Below are 21,892 nucleotides of genomic sequence, written 5' to 3' on the forward strand. Positions count from 1 at the left end.
GTCCGCGGCATGTTTCATGCTGCGGATTTTTAATTTTATCTTATAAAATTTGAGGGAGGTAGTTAAAATGGATTTGTTAAAGCGCACCATCAGTTCAATAGTCCCCCTTAATACTGAAGCGATGCAGCAAGCCCAGGTAAGACTGGATATTCTGACCAAGCCACTGGGGAGTTTAGGAAGATTAGAAAGTATAGCTAAACAGCTAGCTGGCATTACAGGAAATCCGCGTCCCCAAATATCTAAAAAATGTGTGGTTGTTATGGCGGGTGACCATGGTGTAGCTAGCGAGGGAGTAAGTGCTTTCCCTTCTGAAGTTACATACCAGATGGTAGCCAATTTTATCCGGGGTGGAGCAGGAATCAATGTTTTAGCGCGCCATTCTAATGCAGATGTGTTTGTAGTGGATATGGGAGTGGCAGTAGATATAGACCTGCCAGGTGTAATAAACAGAAAAATAGATTACGGTACCCGTAATATGGTCATCGAACCGGCGATGACTTATGAACAAGCAGTAAAGGCGTTAGAAGCCGGGGTTGAAATAGCAAAAGATCTAATAAAAAATCAGGGTTATACTCTGCTGGCAACTGGAGAAATGGGCATTGCTAATACTACTCCAAGTTCAGCGCTGTTAGCTGTATTTGGGGGTCTAAAGGTTGAAGATGTTTGTGGCCGTGGTACAGGAATCGATGAGGCCGGCCTAAAAAATAAACAAAATGCTATAAGGAAAGCAATCGAAGTAAACCAGCCCAATGTAAATGATCCTATTGATGTTTTAGCTAAAGTAGGTGGTTACGAAATTGCTGGATTGGCCGGTTTGATCCTGGGTGCTGCTGCCAATAAAACACCCATTATTATAGATGGGTTTATCTCCTCCGCAGCAGCACTAATAGCACAACGGATTGCTCCGCTGAGTGTTGAATATATGATTCCTTCCCATGCCTCAGAGGAACCTGGTCATAAAATGATCCTTGAATTATTGGGATTGAAACCCATGCTCTTGCTAAATATGCGCCTGGGTGAAGGTACAGGTGCTGCTTTAGCAATGCATATTGTTGAAGGCGCTTGTAAAATCATTAATGAAATGGCTACCTTCGCAGATGCTGGAGTGACTGGCCCATGACGTCCGTTCTGGAAAATGCTTCACAGGGCCAAATCACGTCAACCATGGAGTTTGTTGCCAGCCAAGAAAACATTACAAAAGAAGAACTAGCCCGGGGAATAGCCCGGGGAGAAATTGTTATCCTGAATAATCGTAATCATAAAAATATCAAACCAGTTGGTGTAGGCTATCCTTTATCAGCCAAAGTAAACGCTAGTATAGGCACCTTAAAACATTTTATCAATCATACAGAAGAAATTGAGAAACTTAAAAGCGCAGAAGCAGCTGGTGCCGATACCATTATGGATTTGTCCAGTGGAGGAACCTCTCAGCAAAGCGATGAGTTTCGCCGAAATCTAATCCGGGAAACATCTTTACCTGTCGGAACTCTCCCTCTTTACCAGGCATTAATCGAAGCGAGAGAAAAATATGGATCCTGTCTGAAAATGTCGGCGAGTCAGTTATTTGAAACTATAGAAAAGCAGGCTGAAGACGGTATCTCTTTCATGGGTTTTCATTGTTCTTTAAATCAATTCACCCTGGATCTTTACTTGAAACAAAACCGTCAAGAGCCGATTGTAAGTTATGGCGGTACTTTTCTAACTGCCTGGATGTTAGAGCATAAAAAGGAAAATCCATTATACGAACACTATGATAAGCTATTGAAGATCCTGAAAAAACACGACATAGTTTTAAGCCTGGCTGATGCTTTTCGTCCCGGCAGTGTCCATGATTCGTTAGATACAGTTCAAACAGCAGAACTAGCTGTAATAGGTTATCTAGTAAAAAGAGCAAGAGATTTTGGAGTGCAAGTCCAGGTTAAAGGCCCTGGTCACACTCCTATTCAGGATATCCATCCTACAATTAACTTAATGAAGAAATTGACCTCCAATAGTCCATACTTCGTTTTTGGCCCCATTGTAACTGATATTGCACCTGGTTATGATCATCTAACCAGTGCCATTGGGGGAGCATTGGCTGTCGCTGCCGGTGCCGACTTTATCTGTTATGTTACACCAGCAGAACATGTTGCTTTTCCCACTGTAGAACACGTTTACGCAGGGGTGGAAGCGGCAAAAAAAGCAGCTAGATTTGGCGATCATTATAGACTTCAGAAAGGGAGGAAGGGGAAGTGACTCAACTGGAAATGGCCCGTCAGGGGATCATTAGCAAAGAAATGGAGTATGTTGCGGCAAAGGAAAAAGTATCACCTGAATTTATTCGCCAGGGAGTAGCAGAAGGGACGATTGTTATATTGAAAAACAAAAACCGCAAAGATAGTAATCCGGTTGCCATCGGCAAAGGGTTAAGAACAAAGGTGAATGCCAGTGTCGGAACCAGCCCTGATAGCACCAGTCTGGAACTGGAACTGGAAAAACTTCAGGTTGCAGAAAAGGCCGGTGCAGACACGATTATGGATTTGAGCACTGGCGGGGATATCAATGGAATTCGGAAAGAAATCCTGGCTAAAACCAAATTACCTGTTGGCTCTGTGCCCATTTATCAAACAGCAATAGAAGCAATCGCCAAATACGGTAGTATTGTCGAAATGAAAGCTGAAGATATCTTTGCTACTATTGAGGCTCATGCTGCTGATGGGATAGATTTTATGGCTATCCATTGTGCCCTGAATTTTGATGTGGTCAACCGGCTGAAAAAACAGGGAAGGACAATGGATATAGTTAGTCGCGGTGGTGCCTTTTTAACTGGTTGGATGCTGCACAACCAGGCGGAAAATCCTCTCTATACCCAGTTTGATCGGCTTTTAGAAATAGCTAAAAAATACGATGTTGTCCTCAGTATTGGTGACGCCATTAGGCCTGGATGTATAGATGATTCTTTAGATCGTGCCCAGGTTCAGGGCCTAATCATTGCTGGAGAACTGGTTGACCGGGCCCGGGAGTATGGGGTTCAAGTTATGATTGAAGGACCCGGGCATGTGCCAGTACATCATATCCACTCTACGATTCAGTTACAGAAAGAATTGAGCAATCAGGCCCCATACTTTGTCCTGGGAACCCTGGTTACAGATATTGCGCCTGGTTATGATCATATTACTTCAGCTATAGGAGGCGCACTGGCTTCGGCGGCAGGAGCTGACTTTATATGCTATGTTACACCTGCTGAACATTTGCGCTTGCCCACTGCCGCTGATGTCCGGGAAGGAGTAATCGCTGCCAGAATTGCCGCCCATGCAGGGGATCTGGCTAAAGGCGTCAAAGGGGCGGCTGAATGGGATTTAGCCATGGCCAGGGCTCGTAAATCATTAAACTGGGAAGAACAGATGGTTGTAGCAATCGACCGGGAGAGAGCGGAAAAAATACGTTCGGAACGAGCACCTTTAAATTCAAGCGATGATGTTTGTACTATGTGCGGAGATTATTGTGCCATGAAAGTGGTAAGCCAATATCTTGGCGTTCCGGCCGGAGAGTGTTAATTTTTCAGAAAATTATTGTTGCCTTATAGACAATTGAAAAGGACTAATGTTATAATAAAGCCAACAAAAAAGTGTAGCAAGTTTAGGGAAGTCAGTGAAAATCTGACGCGGTCCCGCCACTGTGAAAGGGAGTCTGGTACAAATTAGCCACTGGCAATTACCGGGAAGGCGTACCAGATGATGATCTTGAGCCAGGAGACCTGCTTGCTACTTGCCTTCACCTACGGAGGATAGGGAAAGGCAGGTTGTTGGTAAGAAGGCTAACCCTGCCTATAGCGGGCAGGGTTTTTGTTTTTATCTTTCATAAACGGAGCCGTGAGAGATATGATCGTAATCTTTGCCGGGCCCAAAGCAGGGGAAAAACTTATTCGTCCACTTAAGGAACACGGTTACTGCCTTTGTACAATAACGGCTACTGACCTGGGAGTAAAACAGGCATTAGCTAATGGAAGCGATTATGCTTTTACTGCAATGGAAATGTTTGAGCATTTACCCTGGTTAAAGACAAACTATCAAATTAAGTTAGTTATCGATCACTCCGGACCTATGCTCTCTCAATCACCTTTTTTTCTGCTGGAATGGTTTCAGCGAAATGGTTATGAGATCATTAAATATCGTGATGCTCTGCCATTGTTGCCAGATAATAAACTGCTTCATCGAGTTAATTCCTGGGAACAACTGGCGGCAAGCTTGAATAATTTTGGTCGTAACATCTTTTTGACAACCGGTAGCAATAACCTGGAATTTTTATTAAAACACCCATCGCTAAAAGAAAAACAATTTATTGTTCGCGTAATCCCCGACAGTAAAGTGGTTGACAAGTGCCTCAAAAACGGTATTAGTCCCAAAAACCTGATCGCCATGATGGGACCTTTTTCTGCCAAACTTAACAAGGCTTTATTTCAAGCCTATAAAGCCGATGTAATTGTCGCTAAGGAAAATAATGCTGAGATAAAGAATAAGGCCAAAGCTGCTTTTGAGTTAGGCTTACCATTAATAGTTTTATCTAAGCAAGAGGAAAACGCTTTTAATAAAATAGATGATGTAATTGCTTATCTAAATAATAAGGGGATTTAGGGACTATGAAGAAAAATATGTCCTTTTTTTCGGGGAAAAAAGGCTATACTACCGGTAGTTGCGCAACGGCAGCTGCAGTATCTGCCTTGCTGGCACTAGCGGGTAAACATCCCCAGCAAATAAAAATAATTCTACCAGACCAAAAGACGATTGACATTCCTGTTGCCAGCTGTGGTATTGGCACTGACTTTGGCTGGGCTGAAGTAATTAAGGATGCAGGTGATGACCCTGATGTTACCCATGGTCATATAATTGGTGCTTGTGTACGATTGATTGAGTCGGGTCATATTGTTATCAAAGGTGGTAAAGGGGTTGGCGTCGTAACAAAACCGGGATTGAAAGTTGCCGTAGGGGAGCCAGCCATAAACCCTGTACCAAAACAAATGATCCTGGATAATATTAAAAAGACCCTGGTCTCCCTTGGCATTAAGCAGGGGGTAGAAATCACTATTTATGTACCGGAAGGGGAAAAACTGGCAGAGAAAACATTGAATTCTAAACTGGGGATTATTGGTGGAATTAGCATACTGGGAACAACCGGGATTGTTGAGCCCATGTCTGAAGAGCGATTTAAGCTATCCTTGTTGCCTCAGCTGGAAATTGCCCGGGCAGCTGGGTACAAAGAAATAATCCTGACGCCGGGCAGAGCAGGCCAAAAGGCCGCTGAGAAATTTTTAGCTTTTCCTGAGGATGCCATAATATTGAGCAGTAACTTTATTGGTTTTATGCTGGAACATGCCATTGGAATGGGTTTTAAAAAAGTTATTATTTTTGGTAGCCTGGGTAAATTGGTTAAGTTAGCAGGAGGAATTTTTTACACTCATTCAAAAATTGCTGATGCAAGACAAGAGATTTTGGCCTGTCACACTGCCCTTCTGGGGTTTTCGTCTGAATTAGTTAGAAAAGTCTTTCTTGCTAATACCACTGAAGAAATAATAGATCTGCTTAAAACCCATAACGGGGAAAAGGTCTTATGGCAGATAGCAGCAGAAGCTAAAAAAAGAGCTGAAGATTATATTTTTAATGAGGCCCAGGTAGAAGTTATTATTACAAATATGGCTGGCATACCTGTAGCCTGGAGTTCACAAGCCGGTTTACTATTGGGGGAAGCAACATGACAAAGCAAAAATCATCAATAAAGTTAGTGGGCTTGGGCCCTGGTAATCCCGCTTTTATTTTCCCAGCATATAAAGACTTAATTAAAACTGCCGACATCATTCTGGGAGGAAAGCGCCAGCTGGATTTGATATTGCCTTTCCTCGAGAAAAAAACAGATTTATGGTTAATTGACAGGAATTTTAGAGAGGTATTGAACAAATTAAAAAATCTGCAACACCAAAACATCGTTATTGTTGCTTCCGGCGACCCTGGTTTTTTTGGTATTCTTAACACGATTAAAAAGTATTGTTCAGAATTTGAGCTTGAAGTTTACCCCAATATCAGTAGTGCCCAATGGGCCCTGGCTAAATTAGGCTGGAGCTGGGAAGAAGTAAAGTGGTTTAGTATTCATGGACGGGAATTGCACACTGCTATGCAATCCTTACCCTCATCAGGTAAAATTGGGATTTTAACAGACCCACGCATTAAACCTCAGCAACTGGCAACCGAGCTTAAATTCCGCGGCTGGTCAGAAGCTGATTTTATCCTGGCTCGTAACTTGACTTTGCCAGATGAAGAGCTGGTTATTTTTCATCTGGAAGAATTGGCTAATCTGGATGATTTTAAGAATGATATCTTGTTAGCATACCTTCCACAAAAGAATTCAAAATTTTGGCCATACCAGTCTCCAGGTATTCCTGAACATCTTTTTATTACTGGTAAACCACCAATTACCAAAGCCGAAACCAGGGCGCTCATAATATCCAAGTCCTACCTGGAACCCGGTTTAACAATTTGGGAAATTGGCACAGGAACAGGCAGTATTACCATCGAAGCAGCTCTATTCTCTCCAGGTAGTCAAGTATATACCGCAGATCCCCGCCCGGAGAGTGAACAGCTGCTAAAAGCCAATCAACAGCGCTTTAATTGTAATAATATTCATTTTTATCAAGGGTTTGCGCCAGAGATATGCCATTCCTGGCCATCTCCTCATCGGGTTATTATAGGTGGACACGGTGGCAAGCTGGACAAAATCCTGGAGTATGTTCATGAGAGACTACTGCCTGCAGGTAGGCTGGTTATCTCCGCTACTCAGTTAAAAACTGCAGCAACGGCCTGGGATTTTTTCCATGGTAATCAATATCAGGAAATTGAGGCGATTCAACTACAGGTGAATAGAATGCGTTCCGGACCTGGCTGCTCCCAGTTATGGGATGTTCAAAATCCATGCTTTATCATATCAGGCAGAAAAAAATCGGAGAGTGATTGAAATGACTCCAGTTTTATATGGAATAGGTGTTGGCCCTGGTGACCCGGAATTGATAACCGTTAAGGCAATGAATACTCTTAAAAAAGTCAAAGTGATTTTTGCTCCCAAAGCTACTGAGGAATATAAGAGTGTCGCCCGCGAAATAATTACTCCTTACCTGACAAAAGAACATAATGTAATTGAACTTACTATGCCAATGTTAAATCAACAGGATGTTTTAATTAAATCCTGGCAAGAAAATGCCCGGATGATAGCTAGTTATCTACAACAAGGAGAGGACGTAGCGTTTATTACCCTGGGTGACGTTAATTTATACAGTACGTTTTACTATTTATACTATGAATTAAAAACTTTAATTCCTCATTTAAAAGTAGAGATAATACCAGGGATAACATCCTTTGCTGCTGCTGCCTCACGCACTCAGTGGTGCCTGGCGGATAAAAACCATCCACTTATAATCATACCCATGAATAAAGAAATACACTTAACAGAAATGCTGGTGAATCAATCCCGGGCTGTATTAATGAAGGTAGGAAAATATTTGCCCAGGATAAAACAGGCATTAAAAGCAACAGGGCCATGGCAGGGTTGGATAATCAGTTATTGTGGACAGGCAAATGAAAAAATTCATCCCCTTTCGGAACTGGAGGAAATTTCGGCATTACCATACATGACTGTTATATTACTGGCAAAGGAGTAATCTTATGAAAGTATATATCGTAGGAGCCGGACCCGGTGCGGTTGATTTGATTACAATCCGAGGACTGGAATTATTGAAAAGGGCAGATGTAGTGATTTACGCCGGTTCTCTGGTGAACCCGGAACTGTTAAATTATTGCAAAGAAAATGTAAAAATCTACGATAGTGCCGGTATGACATTAGAAGAAATTAACAAAGTTGTGTTCCAATCAGCTTCTGCAGATCAGCTGGTAGTCCGCTTGCATACCGGAGACCCCTCGATGTATGGAGCTATTCAGGAACAGATTAAAGCCTGGGAAGAAAAAGGTTTAGAAGTTGAAATCGTACCAGGAGTTAGCTCTGTATTTGCAGCCGCTGCTGCTTTAAAAGAGGAATTTACTAAACCCGGTGTTACCCAGACTTTGATTTTAACCAGGGTAGGGGGTAAAACACCCGTACCGGAAAAGGAACGCCTGGCAAACCTTGCCAGTCATGGTGCCAGTCTCGCTATCTTTTTAAGTGTTCATCTCATCGACCAAATCGTAACAGAACTTTTAGAGGCTAATCTACCCCCTGATACTCCGGTTGCAGTCGTACAACGCGTAACCTGGCCCGATGAAAAAATTGTCAAAGGCAATTTATCTAATATTGCAGCTTTAGTAAAAGAAGCAAAAATCACCAAAACAGCTTTAGTCCTTGTAGGAAAATTCCTTAATGCTGAGTTTGATCGTTCTTTGCTTTATCACCCCAATTTCTCCCACGCATTCAGAGAGGGATCTTGACAATGAAAAAAATTTCTTTTTGGGCTCTGACTAAAGGTGGACAGGAGACAGCTTCTTTACTGGCCCAACTTTGGCAAAAAGCTTATCCGCAGACTGAGGTTGCTACTTTTTTTCCAGAAGTAATGCAGCCATCATTAAAAGAAAAAATCAAACTGGAATTTGATAGATGGGATGCCCATGTTTTTATTATGGCATCTGGTATTGTCGTACGCTGTATAGCACCCTGTTTAAAGTCTAAACTGCATGACCCGGCAGTTATTGTTGGGGATGAAAAAGGACAATATCTAGTTAGTTTACTGAGTGGCCACTGGGGTAATGCTAATTGGCTTACCAAAGAATTGGCTCGTTTAAGTAATGCTACACCGGTTATAACTACCTCAACTGATGTTCAAGGCATCACATCAATTGAAGATTTAATCAAGCTCCTTAAAGCGAACCCTGAAAGTTTAAAACCGGCTAAGAAATTAAATTCAACGCTTGCCAACTCTGGAACTTTAAAAGTTTTCTGGGATAATAAAAGTTTACTAACTACACCACTACCTCTTCCAGAACGATATGAGTATACTGACAATCTTATAAATGCAGATCTAATCTTTTCCAATTCCCAGCTAACTGAAATTGATCCAGACAAACAATTGTTATTGCGTATACCCTATTTTGCATTAGGTATAGGTTGTCGTAAAAATATTTCTTTTCATCAACTCTGGCGCAATTTGCAAAGTTTTCTTTCCTCCGGCAATATTGCCATTTCTGCAATTAAAGCTCTCTGTTCAATTACGTTAAAAAAGAATGAACCAGCTATTTGGGAACTGAGTCAAAAATTAAATTTACCCCTTTATTTTTTTGAGGCTGAGGAACTGAAAACTTATGAGTCAGAGCAAAATTTTTCTGCCTTTGTCAAAAAAACAACAGGAGTTGGTTGTATATGCGAACCGGCAGCAATGAAGGCATGTCAAAAGCCGAAACTAATAATTCCCAAAACCAGTTATCCCCAAACAACCTTCGCTCTGGCAGCGGACATATCTATATTATCGGAATTGGACCAGGTAATAAGGAACAAATGACCTTTTCTGCCTGGGAAGCGATAAAAAAGGCTAACTACATTGTCGGATATAAAACATATATTAATTTAATTAAAGATATGCTTACAGACCAGCAAAAAGTGGTTTCTACCGGTATGAGAGGTGAAGTAGAACGCTGCCAGACAGCGATTCGGCTGGCGCGGGCTGGTGAAATAGTGGCAGTTATTTCCAGTGGAGATGCCGGAGTTTATGGTATGGCAGGTTTAATTTATCAGCTTTTATTTCAGGACAATATATCTTTGCAAGTTACAGTAATACCAGGTATTACAGCTTCCATAGCTGCTGCTTCCCTTCTGGGTGCTCCATTAATGCATGATCACTGCAGTATAAGTTTAAGTGACCTTTTAACACCCTGGGAAGTTATAACTAAACGAATTGAGGCTGCTGCTCAGGCTGATTTTGTTATCGCCTTCTATAACCCCAGGAGTAGAGAGAGAACAGAACACATTGAAAAAGCCAGAGAAATTCTTTTAAAATACCGCCCCCCAAGCACTCCCGTAGGAATTGTTAAAAATGCTTTCCGTACTGATCAACACATTACTGTTTCTAATTTAGAAGAATTTACAAATTGTGAAATTGATATGTTGTCCGTTGTAATAGTGGGAAATAGCCAAAGTTTTATAAAAGATGGCAAAATCATCACCCCACGGGGGTATGACCTGTGATTTTAATTTTAGGTGGAACTACTGAGGCTAAAGAAGCCGCCGTTTGGCTAAAAAAAAATACGGTACCTTTTGTTGTTACTACTACTACCGAGCTAGGAAGAAAACAATTGCTTTCTGAAGGTATTGAAAATATTCTCGTAACTAAATTAAATGAAATAACCTTTACGGAGCTAATTCACAAACTTAAAGTCAACATGATCCTGGATGCAACCCACCCCTTTGCAGAACAAATCCATCAATTGGCAATAGACATCGCAAGAAAAATGAACCTTCCTTACTTGCGTTACCAGCGCCAAGATGTGGAGCTGAACAACAATAATCCATATATTATTGTTTGCCATAACTGGGAAGAAGCCATCAAACAAGCCAGTAAATTTAATTGCATTCTCCTGACTATCGGTGTCAAGAGACTGAATGAGTGGGTCAATCATCCCTTATTACAAACGAAGAAACTTTACGCCAGGGTACTCCCTGTACCTGAATCGATAAGTACAGCTCTGGATGCAGGTTTTTCTCCGCAAAATCTCTTCGCTATGTATGGCCCTGTCCCGGCAGCAATAGATTTGAGTATAATCAGGAGCTATAAAATTGATGTAATGGTAACTAAGGAAAGTGGTTATAATGGCGGTTTGCAAAATAAAATTCAGGCTGTGACAGAAGCTGGCATTCACCTTATCCTTATAAAAAAGCCACAACTTAATTTAACTATAATAACTGATTTAAATGAACTAAAAAGTGTAATTGAGAAAGGAGATATTAACCCATGCAAGGAGTAATAGTTTTAGGACATGGCAGTAGAGCAGTGGCTAATGATGCCAACATGCTTTTGTACGACGTAGTTGATTTATTTAAGAAGATTTCCGGTAAAGAATTGGTAGTCCCGGCCTGGATGAATCGTGAATCTGGCTTAACAGGTCTGCAGCAGGCCATTGACCACCTGGTAGAAAAAGGTGTAACTTCTATCGTCATTGCCCCCTGGTTTTTAACTAACGGTCTGCATATTAAAGAAGATATTCCCGAAGAAATTAAACATGCTCAAAGCAGATATCCCTTTCTAACCATAAAATTGGCTAAACCATTAGGGTTAGATCGGCGTTTAGTGGAAGTACTGGCAGAAAGGATTGCTGAAGCAGAATGAATAATAACTTTTTTTTACAACAACCGGAATTAATTGAGCAAAAAAGTATGGAAATCATTGAGAATAGTGTTGATTTATCCAATTTTAATGAGCAGGAAAAAGTAATAGCCCGACGCTTAATCCATGCAACCGGTGACCTCGGTATTGCCTCTGAAATTGTTATCCATCCGCAAGCCATAACTACAGCAAAAGCTTGCTTTGCCAGAAAAACACGGATTATTACTGATGTAGCTATGGTAAAATCAGGCATTAGCCCTGCAAAATTGTCTCGCTATGATATTGAAGTAAAAACATTAATTCATGATAACAACGTGCATCAGTTGGCCAGAGAAAAAAGGATCACTCGGGCCATGGCAGCAATTGAACTTACCAAAACAGAGTGGGCAGGAGAAATTGTGGCTATTGGCAATGCGCCCACTGCTCTTTTCCATTTGCTGGATTTAATAGCTAAAGGAGCTCCGGCCCCTGCCTTAATCATTGGAATTCCCGTTGGTTTTGTCGGTGCTGCTGAATCGAAAGAAGCATTGATTGCTCAGGGGCAAGTTCCCTTTATAACTGTTCGAGGGACTAAAGGTGGCAGTCCCATGGCTGCCGCAGCAATAAATGCTTTATTAACCCTGTTAAGGTGGTAGATATAATGGTTAGGGCATTGATGATCGGAGCACCATATAGTGGAAGTGGAAAAACTACTTTGGTTGCCGGTCTCCTTCATGCCCTTGTACAACAGGGGTATCAGGTACAATCTTTTAAAGTTGGCCCAGACTATATTGATCCCAGTTACCATTCTTTAATAACTGGCCGACCCTGTCGTAACCTTGATTTGTTTTTAATGAACGAAGAAGCGGTTAAGGCTTCTTTTTTTCATAATTCCCGTGGTGCAGATTTTAGTATAATTGAAGGTGTGATGGGGCTTTTTGACGGCATGAGCTACAGCGATTTTGGTTCAACAGCTCATATTGCCAGAATATTATCCATTCCGGTCCTGCTCGTTTGGCCATGTCGAGGATTGGCCCATACAATTATCCCACTGTTAAAAGGTCTTAGCAGCTACGATCCTGAATTAAATATTGCAGGAATAATATTAAACCAGGTAAATTCGGAACAGCATTTTCAACAAATGAAAGAGTTAATTGAAGCTGAAACCAGGATTAAAGTTATCGGAAGTATCGGGAAAAAAAAGGAATTCCAGCTAAATGAACGCCATTTAGGTTTGGTTCCTGCTGTAGAAAATCAGGATTATCTTGCAAGGACCGCAAAGGTAGGAGAATATTTGCGAAAACATCTGGATTGGGAAACTCTTTTTAGTGTTTTTGGGAAATGTAATGAAGAAGTGCTCAAATTTCCCGAGGCCGGTATCGATTTTTCCGATTTAATCATTGCGTATGCTTTCGATGAAGCTTTTAATTTTTATTATCAGGATGCCCTGGATTTGTTGACCAAATGGGGAGTAAAGCTGGTAAAAACCAGCCCGTTACATGATGAACATTTACCAGAAAATATTGATGGTTTAATTATCGGAGGAGGATTTCCAGAACTCTTTATCGAATTATTAAAAGAAAATAGGAATTATATTGCATCTTTAATCGCTCATCATCAGGCTGGAATGCCTATTTACGCTGAGTGCGGCGGTTATATGTACCTGGCCATGGTGAATATTATTCCTGCTAGTGTTGTAATGCAAGAGAGACTAGTAGCTTTGGGATATTATCAGGGTATAACCCTTAATGATAGTATTATTGGTCCAGTTAATACATTAGTCAAGGGACATCAATTCCATTATTCTGAACTAATTCCCTTGGATAAACAATATCCCTGGGCAGCCTCCCTCCATAAACCCAATCGGCATTCCACTGCAGTCCTGGATGGCTATGCTCAAAACAATATTTTTGCTTCTTATCTACATATTCACTGGGGTGGCCAGCCTGATATTGCCTATAACTTTTTATCCAGCTGTTTAAATTGGCAGAGGAGAAGGGTAAAGTGAAAACAAAACCCAGAATAATTATTTTTACTGGAACAGGCAAAGGGAAAACAACTGGTGCATTAGGCTATGTCCTGCCATATGTTAATCAAAAGACAATAAAAATTGTTCAATTTTTAAAAGGCAGCAATTATGCTGCTGAGCAAAATTTAGGAAGCAAACTGGATAATTTGTATTTTTATTCTTTTGGATATGGCTGTTCACAAAGCAACTTAATACGTAGCGGAGAAGGTCACTGTAAAAGCTGCGGAAAGTGTTTCAGAATTAATCGACAAGAACCTGGGTTTGTTTATAAGGCTTGGAGTTTCACAAAAAAAATAGCTAATGATAACAAAACGGATATTCTAATACTAGACGAATTTGCATATGTATTGAAATATAATTTTTTAGATACAACCAGTTTTTTAACTGAGATTTCAACTTGGCCAGCTCATTTAATTATTATTTTGACTGGACGGGTATTCCCGCAAGAAATACTGGATGTTTCTGTTGAGGTATACGAGTTAATCGAAATAAAACATCCTTTTCGACAGGGGATACCCTCCCGTCGCGGTATTGAGTATTAGTGGAGGTGAGTGTTGATGCAAATTCGCTTAGGAAAAATTAATCCTGAGAAAGGCTTTTTCTATTACTACCTGCCTAATTGGACTCTCTCAATGTGGAAATTATTTTACAATATTGATTTTACCCTGCAGGAGATAAGGCTCAAAATTTCAACTGCAACAGACAACTTACTCCTGGAAAAAAGTTTACATAATCCAACCGGCCTCTTTTTTTTTAATTATAAAAACTCCGAGGAACTGAAGATTGAGTATTATTATAACAATAAAAGGTTGTTATCGATAAGCTCAAAAATTGATAGTAAATTAACAGATGATAAAATTTATTTTTCGAGTGGAGGCTGGATAAGTAGAATGGTAGGTGAGGGAAATTGAAGAAAGCTTTTTTTGTTTTACATGGTCATTTACCCTGGGTTTTACATTTTCACAATAAAAATTATGAAAAAACCTGGGTTTTTGAAATTACTGCGGAATGCCATTTGCGGTTAATTGAAATTTTACAATGGGTAAATAGGGGAAAAGTTTCCTACTCCGTAAGTCCACCTTTGTTATCCATGTGGCTAAGTGATTATTTTAAAAACGAATTTAACGATTATTTACTAAAGCAAATTTACATAGCTGAACAAGAATACAAGAGAAATAAAGGTACTGATTATGATAATGTTAGTGCGTTTTATCTGGAGTTCTGGCAAAACAGATATAATTTCTGGCAAAAAATTGACAGGGATATTGTTCAAGCTCTCCTGTATCTGAAACACAATGGTAGAATTGAACTCCTAACCTCTGCAGCCTCTCATCCCATCCTGCCTTTACTACCATCAAACCAGTGGATTAATCTTCAAATAAAAGCAGCAAAAGAATTATTTTCTCGGGTGTTTAGTTTTGACCCAAAGTCCTTCTGGTTACCAGAATGTGCAGTAAGCGAAGAATTATTGCCAATTTTGGAAGATAACGGAATTGAGAACATTTTTATTTCTGAACATGCTGCTAATAATCCTGCAAGTTCAATTTTCCGTAAAGGTAAAGTCAATATTTTTCTACGAGACATGGCTACGGCAGAACGGGTTTGGAGCAGAGAATGTGGATACCCCGGTCACCCTTTTTATAGGGAGTATTATCGGGACATAGGCTGGGATATGCCATTAGAACAAATTCGCGAATATCTAAGACCATGGGAATTCCACCGATTTACTGGTTTTAAGTATTTTAGTATCACAGATAAAAACAACCCAAGGAAAGAGATTTATAAATACGATAGAGCTTTGGCTATTACAAATCAACAAGCTTTAGAGTTTATAAACTTTCTAAACCAATATCCCAAAGATAATATTGTTTGTGTTTATGACGCCGAACTCTTTGGCCATTGGTGGTTTGAAGGCCCTGAATGGTTAGCTAAGATTCTATCCCTTTCAGAATCTATCGATTTTACAGCCCCGGAAGCATATCATAGTAATTTTGTTGAAAAAATTGAAGTCACAGATAAAGTCTGTTCCTGTTCCTGGGGTGAAAAAGGGTATTTTGATGTTTGGGTAAATGAAAAAAATGAGTGGATGTATCAAGATTTGATTAGTATCAGCCATATAGTAGAAAGACAAATAGACTATCTTTCCTCAGATGAGAAAGAACTTTTACTTAGACTTATATTGTTATTACAGGCAAGTGATTGGCCTTTCATGGTTTACTATAATTCCGCCAAAGATTATGCCCATTACCGTTACAATACCTACAAAAATGACATTCATTCATTACTTGAAAATAAATCTTTAACTACCGATCAAAAAGAAATCTTATCGTTTTTGCCTGGTATTAGCTTGATAAATCTTTGGCAAGGTTCTAAATTTGTAATTTCCCGTCCCACAGTATTATTATTGGCCTGGGAGTTTCCTCCTATGACTGTCGGCGGACTTGCTACTCATGTCTTTTATTTATCAAAATATTTACAGGATTTTTTGGATGTGCACGTCATCACTCGCGGAAGCAAAAATACAATAGAAAAAAATGGCAATGTCATCATTCATCGTATTGCCTTACCTTCATATGAGGGCCAGGATTTTATCAACTGGATTTTATTGCTAAACCTTGAATTCACTAAATATATTATAAACAATTTTTTATTCAATACTAGTCAGGTTATAATACACGCTCATGACTGGCTTGTAGGCTTAACTGGAATTACCCTCCAGGAAAGACAAGTAGGTCGTTTGATTGCTACTATTCATGCTACCGAACATGGCAGGCAGGGAGGTATTTATAATGAGGTTCAGGCATTAATTCATCATCAGGAAGCCTCTCTGGTAAAAAATGCTTCCGAGGTTATTGCCTGCAGTAATTACATGAAACAGGAAATTACTACCCTGTTTGGAAACGAGGCGAAAATTAATGTCATTCCAAATGGTATTGAAGTTATGACCGTAGGTTTGAATAGAGAGCAAAGGTCAGTGCCGAAAAAATTCATCCTTTTCTTCGGTCGCTTGGTCCCGGAAAAAGGAGTTCAAACCTTAATAGATGCTTTTGCACAAATTCAAGCTGAATATCCTGACTATTATCTTTTGATCGGAGGTAAAGGCTATTATGAGGAAACTCTAAAAAGTAAAGCCGGCAATTCAAAGGCCAGTGGAAAAATCATTTTCCTTGGGTTTTTAGATAATCAGACCCGTGACTTTCTATTAGACAGAGCAGATATAGTTTGTTTTCCCAGTCTCTATGAGCCTTTCGGAATAGTGGCTTTAGAAGCCATGGCTAGCGGCAAGCCAGTGATAGCAGGAAAAACAGGAGGTCTTAGCGAAATAATAGATCATGGAGTTAATGGCTTATTGTTTGTTCCAGGTAATGTTGAAGATTTAATAGCCCAGCTACGAACTTTTTTAAACAACCCTGACTTTGCCGCTCGATGTGGGGAGAATGCCAAATCTAATGTTCTTCAGAATTATAGCTGGAAAAATATTGCCTGGAAAACCTATGAAATCTATAAAAAACATTTGAGAGAGGAGAATTTTAATGAAAAAAATACTAATCCCTATTGATGGTTCAGAACATGCTCAGAAAGCCGCACTATGGGTAAAGAATTTTTTTAAGGATTTCAAAAATGTATCAGTTACTTTTTTACACGTTTCAGATTTACCCAAAGAATTAATGCCTCATAGTTATATGATGGAATCAATTATAGAACCCACTTTAATTGAAGAGATTATCAATGAAAAAAAGGAGCAAGCTTTTAAGAGTGTTGCCGGTGTTTTTGAAGATACAGAAATAAAGACAGAATATGTAAACAAGGTAGGCAATCCCGCTGAAGTTATTGCCCAGGTCGCAGCTACAGAAAATTTCGATCTGGTTGTAATTGGAAGCAGAGGGTTGGGAGAAATAAAGGGAATACTTCTGGGAAGTGTTTCAGACCGCGTAGCTCATATCTGTAAACGTCCAGTCCTAATCGTTAAGTAGGAGGAGCCTGAAATGAGCTATGCAAATATAGACCAAACTTTTACTCTTGCTTTTGAAAATTTAAAAGCTGCATTTCATAACGCAAAAAAACTCGAGACAAGACTATGGGACAAAAATATTACAGTTGATCTTGCTAACGGAAACTTTCAGCCTGAAATAGATACTGTAAGCAAAATCCTTGTCTGCCATTATCTTGGCAGTAAAAGTAGCATGCCCTGGGATGGGCAATGGTTAAGTTTCAAGGAATTGCCTGATGGTGAAATATATAATATACCCTTTCAAAAACGCACTATCTTTCCTTTACTGAAGCTAATAAATGATGAACCATCCAAATTAATTAAACTTAAAGAAAAGCTAAACGGCGAAGAAGGTACCTTTGGGGATATATCAATTATTTTAAACCCTTTCCCTGAGCTATATTTAGCATATATATACTGGCAGGGAGACGAAGAGTTCCCTGCCAATGCCAATATCCTTTTTTCCAGCAATTTTCCGTACTATCTTCCCACCGAAGATTGTGTCGTTCTGGCTAGCTCAGCAATCTGGCAGCTTAAAGGTATTTAAACCCCGGAATCATCTTTCTGGGAACGCTCCTTATTGTTGTTATCTTCATATTTAATAATCCCAAGCTTTTGTAAGATATAGGCAATTTTTAAGGCAATCCTAAGTAAGACGATGGTGATAAAAATTAAATAATATTGTCCAAGTCCAGCAGCTATTCCTAGACCTGCTGCAGCCCAAATATTTGTAGCTGTAGTTAATCCCCTGATTTCACCAAAACCCTGTTTCCATATTACCCCAGCACCTAAAAAGCCAATACCGGATACAATTTGTGCTGCTAAGCGCAGTGGGTCTGTGTTGCGACCTTGAAACTCTTCAGCCAATCCATATGCAGAAATAATAGTCAACATGGCTGAGCTAATACAAACCAGGGCATGAGTCCTGATGCCAGCCGGCTTCCCGGCTTTGGTTCGTTCATAACCAAGGATTGCTCCAGCAATCAAAGCTACTACCATTCTTAATGTAATATCAAAATATCCTAAACTCACTCTATAACCTCCTCTCTCGTTGACATTACTTTTTTAACATGCTACTATTTTGATATATTTGGGTAGGGGAGGGATAAATGGTGCTGGTGATACCGCAAAAATATAGTTTTAGCAATTTTCGACTGGAATCAGGGGCAAATTTGCCATTAGTTGATATAGTATATGAAACATATGGAACACTGTCAAGGGCCAAGGATAATGTTGTCATTGTTTGCCATGCCCTGACCGGCAGTGCCCATGCAGCCGGTTATCACTCTCCTCAGGAAAAAATGCCTGGTTGGTGGGATCCGCTAATTGGCCCTGGCAAAGTACTGGATACGAATCGCTTTTTTATAATCTGTTTGAATATCTTAGGTAGCTGTTATGGTAGTACCGGGCCCGCATCACCACATCCTGATGATGGAACACCCTATGCAATGCGGTTCCCCGTAATTACCATACGAGATATGGTCAGAGCCCATTTTCAAGTTATTAAACATCTGGGAATTGAGAAAATCAGACTGGTAATCGGCGGCTCTCTTGGCGGAATGCAAGCTTTAGAATGGGCCTTGCTCTACCCGGATATGGTAGAAAACCTGATTTGTATAGCAGCACCTGCCCGTCTTTATCCACAGGCAATTGCTTTTAATGAGGTAGGCAGACAAGCAATAATGTCAGATCCAGAGTGGAGACAGGGCAATTATTATCCCGGCAAAGGACCTGTTAATGGTCTGGCGATTGCCAGGATGCTTGGAACCATTACTTATAGAAGTGATTTATCTATGAATCTGCGTTTTGGCCGCAAATCAGCTCCATTACCACCCAATGGCTATTACAGTTTTGACCAGAAATTTGAAGTGGAGACCTATTTACATTATCACGGCCAGGCGTTGGTACAGCGTTTTGATGCTAATTCCTATCTTTATCTGACCAAAGCAATGGATTACCATGATATCTCCTTTAACCGAGGCAAATATGAAGAAATATTTGCCGACATTAAGGCTAAAACTCTTGTGATTGGAATCGATACAGACATTTTATTTCCCACTTATCAACAACAAGAGATAGTAAAAAACATGGTCAAATATTACAGGCCGGCATACTATCGCGAAATAACCAGTCCGCATGGTCATGATGCTTTTTTAATTGAATACAAGCAGTTAGGGAAAATTATAAATGAATTTATTGCTGAGGTGGCTCCATGAATATTGGCATTGATATTGATGGTGTCCTCGCAGATTCTGTTACCCAGTGGTTAAATGTCATGAACAAATATTTTGGCCAAAACAAAAAGTATGAAGAACTATATACATACAGATTTGAAAAAGTATATAATGTAACCTGGGAAGAAATGGATCGCTTTTTTCGCACTAATCAGGAAATCCTTCTGTCAAATCTGTCTCCTATACCCAACTCTGTGTCAGCTGTTAAAAAGCTCAAAATCTGGGGACACAAAATTTATTTAGTTACAGCCCGTCCCAGGCAATACCAGCATTTAACCACAAAATGGTTGAAAGAACACCAGGTAGAATACGATCAGTTAATCATGACAGATTTTCAGTGTAAGGCTGATTATTGTCAGGAGTTGCAATTAAAAGTATTCATCGATGACTCATTGGATAATGCCATGGCCATAGCCTCTAGAGGTATTAAAGTCTTTTTGTATAATGCCCCTTATAATCAAGGCCATTTTCCGGACAACCTGCAAATTCTAAGGAAAAATTCCTGGTCTGAGATTCTGACCGAAGTAAAAAAAATGCGGTGAGTTTTTACCGCATTTTTTTATTTTAGGGGTTGCAATTTTACTCGCAATATGTTGTAATATATTCATTGTAAAGAAGGGAGTGAACAACATGGCTTTGACTCAACATCGTACACCCATTTTTACAGCAGTTCAACAATATGTCAACGAAGGCACCATCCCATTTCATGTACCTGGTCATAAACAGGGTAGAGGTCTAAAAGAGTTTACCGAATATGTTGGTCCTAATGTAATGAAAATTGATTTAACGTGCTTTGAAGGCACTGATAATATATGCAATCCTCTTGATACTATTAAAGAAGCTGAAACCCTGGCGGCAGAAGCTTATGGTGCTGATTATGCCCACTTTCTTGTAAATGGCACTACCTCTGGCATCCAAGCCATGATAATGACCGTCTGCCAGCCTGGAGATAAAATTATTTTACCAAGAAATGCTCATAAATCAGCAATTGGAGGTTTAATCCTTTCCGGGGCCCAACCAATTTATGTTCAACCGGAAATCAGCAAGGAACATGGGATTGCCCTGGGTGTGACCCCGGAAAAAATCCGTGAAGCTTTGGCCCTTCATCCCGACGCAAAAGCTGTTTTTCTGGTAAACCCCACTTACTATGGTTTTACCTCTAATCTAGCCGAAATTATAGAAATTGCTCATAGTTATGATATTCCTGTTCTAGTAGATGAAGCTCATGGAGCTCATCTTCCTTTCCATCCCGAGTTGCCTCCTTCTGCCATGTCATTGGGAGCAGATATGAGTGCAGCCTCAACCCATAAAATGGCGGGTAGCTTAACCCAAAGCTCATTGTTGCTAGTACGAGAAGGGTTGATCGACAATAAACGCGTTAAAGCAGTTTTAAACTTGACTCAGACGACCAGCCCCAGCTATATTCTCCTGGCATCAATTGATGTGGCCAGGAAACAAATGGCTTTATATGGCAAACAGTTGTTGGACAAAACCCTTTTGCTGGCAAACCACTTGCGAACTGAGCTGTCCAAACTACCCGGCCTAACATTGATCGGGGAAGAAATGCTGGGCAATCCAGGTTGTTATGGCTGGGACCCTACTAAAGTCGCTGTCAATGTCCGGGCCCTTGGACTCTCAGGGTTTGAAGTAGAACATATTTTGCGCCATAAATATCGGATTCAAGTAGAACTGGCCGATTTGTACAATGTACTCTTCTTGGTCTCAGTTGGCGATACTGATGAAACCATTAATATGTTAATTGAAGCAATGACAGAACTGGTTAAGAGTAGACCAGTTCAAAAAGTAACCAAGTTTGGTTTAAATTTGCCGAAAACACCAGAATTTGTTGTCTCCCCTCAGACTGCTTTCCATAGCCCGACTTACCATGTAGAGCTGGATGAGGCAGAAGGCGAGATAGCGGCCGAAATGATCATGGCTTACCCGCCGGGTATCCCCATTATTTGCCCGGGGGAGAGAATTACTAGAGAAATAATTGAATACGTACGGCTGCTTAAAAATGAACATTGTAGTTTGCAAGGCACAGAAGACCAGTATATCAATAAAATAAAGATACTGGCTAATCGAGAACAATTTGAGCAACTGGAAACCGCAAATTCAGCAGGTTAAAAATTCAAGGCTGTCTCAGAAGAGACAGCCTAATTAATTTTATGCCGCATTTTTATTTTCAGATCTTTGCGAACCCCAGCAGGAATAAACCTGGCTTCCCTGGGCCGAGGAATCCCTGTGCGCTTGTACAACTCTGTAGAAAATTCTTCCCTGCCAAAATCAATTTTGTTTCTGAATTTATTTTTTTTATTCGGCATACTACAGCACCC

The 21,892-nt window shown here is 40.2% G+C and carries 24 protein-coding genes and 1 riboswitch; of the genes, 22 read left to right on the forward strand and 2 right to left on the reverse strand.

Annotated features, from left to right (window positions below; all coding sequences use genetic code 11):
• Positions 1-67: 67 nt before the first annotated feature.
• The 19 genes from cobT to CTH_RS07120 all read left to right on the forward strand — a co-directional run bounded on the left by cobT (position 68) and on the right by CTH_RS07120 (position 17,869).
• A complete protein-coding gene (gene cobT / locus CTH_RS07030) occupies positions 68-1,120 on the forward strand; it encodes a nicotinate-nucleotide--dimethylbenzimidazole phosphoribosyltransferase (protein WP_078664423.1) in 1,053 nt (350 codons plus the stop codon).
• On the forward strand, positions 1,117-2,235 hold the full coding sequence (gene thiC / locus CTH_RS07035) for a phosphomethylpyrimidine synthase ThiC (protein ID WP_078664424.1): 1,119 nt from the start codon (positions 1,117-1,119) through the stop codon (positions 2,233-2,235). Before cobT ends, thiC begins: the two co-directional genes overlap by 4 nt.
• Positions 2,232-3,536, forward strand: a complete 1,305-nt coding sequence (bzaB, locus tag CTH_RS07040; RefSeq protein ID WP_078664425.1) for a B12 lower ligand biosynthesis ThiC-like protein BzaB — start codon at positions 2,232-2,234, stop codon at positions 3,534-3,536. The genes thiC and bzaB overlap by 4 nt, the downstream gene beginning before the upstream one ends.
• Before the next feature lie 61 nt (positions 3,537-3,597).
• Positions 3,598-3,758, forward strand: a riboswitch (cobalamin riboswitch).
• 102 nt (positions 3,759-3,860) lie between these two features.
• Entirely contained in the window at positions 3,861-4,613 is a 753-nt protein-coding gene (locus CTH_RS07045; protein ID WP_078664426.1) for a precorrin-6A/cobalt-precorrin-6A reductase, read from the forward strand.
• A gap of 5 nt (positions 4,614-4,618) precedes the next feature.
• On the forward strand, positions 4,619-5,731 hold the full coding sequence (gene cbiD, locus CTH_RS07050; RefSeq protein WP_078664427.1) for a cobalt-precorrin-5B (C(1))-methyltransferase CbiD: 1,113 nt from the start codon (positions 4,619-4,621) through the stop codon (positions 5,729-5,731).
• A complete protein-coding gene (cbiE, locus tag CTH_RS07055; RefSeq protein ID WP_078664428.1) occupies positions 5,728-6,981 on the forward strand; it encodes a precorrin-6y C5,15-methyltransferase (decarboxylating) subunit CbiE in 1,254 nt (417 codons plus the stop codon). Before cbiD ends, cbiE begins: the two co-directional genes overlap by 4 nt.
• Position 6,982: 1 nt before the next feature.
• Positions 6,983-7,681, forward strand: a complete 699-nt coding sequence (gene cobI / locus CTH_RS07060) for a precorrin-2 C(20)-methyltransferase (protein ID WP_159073834.1) — start codon at positions 6,983-6,985, stop codon at positions 7,679-7,681.
• Positions 7,682-7,685: 4 nt separating this feature from the next.
• Complete coding sequence (gene cobM, locus CTH_RS07065) at positions 7,686-8,441, forward strand: precorrin-4 C(11)-methyltransferase (RefSeq protein ID WP_079932924.1); 756 nt, start codon at positions 7,686-7,688, stop codon at positions 8,439-8,441.
• Positions 8,442-8,443: 2 nt separating this feature from the next.
• Positions 8,444-9,505 (forward strand): cobalt-precorrin 5A hydrolase, encoded by a 1,062-nt coding sequence (locus tag CTH_RS07070; RefSeq protein WP_107753410.1) that lies wholly within the window; start codon positions 8,444-8,446, stop codon positions 9,503-9,505.
• Complete coding sequence (gene cobJ / locus CTH_RS07075) at positions 9,502-10,188, forward strand: precorrin-3B C(17)-methyltransferase (protein ID WP_242952029.1); 687 nt, start codon at positions 9,502-9,504, stop codon at positions 10,186-10,188. Before CTH_RS07070 ends, cobJ begins: the two co-directional genes overlap by 4 nt.
• Positions 10,185-10,964, forward strand: coding sequence for a precorrin-6A reductase (gene cobK, locus CTH_RS07080; RefSeq protein ID WP_078664433.1), 780 nt, complete (start codon positions 10,185-10,187; stop codon positions 10,962-10,964). Before cobJ ends, cobK begins: the two co-directional genes overlap by 4 nt.
• Complete coding sequence (locus tag CTH_RS07085; RefSeq protein ID WP_078664434.1) at positions 10,952-11,326, forward strand: sirohydrochlorin chelatase; 375 nt, start codon at positions 10,952-10,954, stop codon at positions 11,324-11,326. The genes cobK and CTH_RS07085 overlap by 13 nt, the downstream gene beginning before the upstream one ends.
• Positions 11,323-11,958, forward strand: a complete 636-nt coding sequence (locus tag CTH_RS07090; protein ID WP_107753414.1) for a precorrin-8X methylmutase — start codon at positions 11,323-11,325, stop codon at positions 11,956-11,958. The genes CTH_RS07085 and CTH_RS07090 overlap by 4 nt, the downstream gene beginning before the upstream one ends.
• 5 nt (positions 11,959-11,963) lie before the next feature.
• Complete coding sequence (locus tag CTH_RS07095) at positions 11,964-13,310, forward strand: cobyrinic acid a,c-diamide synthase CobB (protein WP_078664436.1); 1,347 nt, start codon at positions 11,964-11,966, stop codon at positions 13,308-13,310.
• Positions 13,307-13,873 (forward strand): cob(I)yrinic acid a,c-diamide adenosyltransferase, encoded by a 567-nt coding sequence (locus CTH_RS07100; protein WP_159071873.1) that lies wholly within the window; start codon positions 13,307-13,309, stop codon positions 13,871-13,873. Before CTH_RS07095 ends, CTH_RS07100 begins: the two co-directional genes overlap by 4 nt.
• Positions 13,874-13,888: 15 nt before the next feature.
• Positions 13,889-14,242: a hypothetical protein gene (locus tag CTH_RS07105; protein ID WP_107753417.1), complete on the forward strand. Its 354-nt coding sequence runs from the start codon at positions 13,889-13,891 to the stop codon at positions 14,240-14,242.
• Positions 14,239-16,890 carry a 1,4-alpha-glucan branching protein domain-containing protein gene (locus CTH_RS07110; RefSeq protein WP_078664439.1) on the forward strand — a complete coding sequence of 884 codons (2,652 nt, stop codon included), beginning with the start codon at positions 14,239-14,241 and terminating at the stop codon, positions 16,888-16,890. The genes CTH_RS07105 and CTH_RS07110 overlap by 4 nt, the downstream gene beginning before the upstream one ends.
• Positions 16,865-17,305, forward strand: coding sequence for a universal stress protein (locus tag CTH_RS07115; protein ID WP_078664440.1), 441 nt, complete (start codon positions 16,865-16,867; stop codon positions 17,303-17,305). Before CTH_RS07110 ends, CTH_RS07115 begins: the two co-directional genes overlap by 26 nt.
• Positions 17,306-17,317: 12 nt before the next feature.
• The gene (locus CTH_RS07120; RefSeq protein WP_079906882.1) at positions 17,318-17,869 is read left to right on the forward strand and encodes a DUF3786 domain-containing protein; all 552 of its coding nucleotides are present in this window, start codon (positions 17,318-17,320) and stop codon (positions 17,867-17,869) included.
• Here the strand turns inward: CTH_RS07120 and CTH_RS07125 are convergent.
• A complete protein-coding gene (locus CTH_RS07125; protein WP_200803451.1) occupies positions 17,866-18,354 on the reverse strand; it encodes an MgtC/SapB family protein in 489 nt (162 codons plus the stop codon). The two genes, CTH_RS07120 and CTH_RS07125, sit on opposite strands and share 4 nt — an antisense overlap.
• A 77-nt stretch (positions 18,355-18,431) precedes the next feature.
• Here CTH_RS07125 and metX point away from each other — a divergent pair, with 77 nt between their 5' ends.
• From metX to CTH_RS07140, 3 genes are all read left to right on the forward strand, one after another.
• Complete coding sequence (metX, locus tag CTH_RS07130; RefSeq protein ID WP_078664442.1) at positions 18,432-19,538, forward strand: homoserine O-acetyltransferase MetX; 1,107 nt, start codon at positions 18,432-18,434, stop codon at positions 19,536-19,538.
• Positions 19,535-20,098: a 5' nucleotidase, NT5C type gene (locus tag CTH_RS07135; protein ID WP_078664443.1), complete on the forward strand. Its 564-nt coding sequence runs from the start codon at positions 19,535-19,537 to the stop codon at positions 20,096-20,098. The genes metX and CTH_RS07135 overlap by 4 nt, the downstream gene beginning before the upstream one ends.
• A gap of 88 nt (positions 20,099-20,186) precedes the next feature.
• On the forward strand, positions 20,187-21,683 hold the full coding sequence (locus tag CTH_RS07140; protein WP_107753419.1) for an aminotransferase class I/II-fold pyridoxal phosphate-dependent enzyme: 1,497 nt from the start codon (positions 20,187-20,189) through the stop codon (positions 21,681-21,683).
• Between the two features lie 29 nt (positions 21,684-21,712).
• Here the strand turns inward: CTH_RS07140 and CTH_RS14130 are convergent, their stop codons facing one another.
• Positions 21,713-21,880, reverse strand: a complete 168-nt coding sequence (locus CTH_RS14130; RefSeq protein ID WP_159073835.1) for a hypothetical protein — start codon at positions 21,878-21,880, stop codon at positions 21,713-21,715.
• Between the last annotated feature and the right edge of the window lie 12 nt (positions 21,881-21,892).

Source organism: Carboxydocella thermautotrophica (assembly GCA_003054495.1).
In the GTDB taxonomy this organism is placed as follows: Bacteria; Bacillota.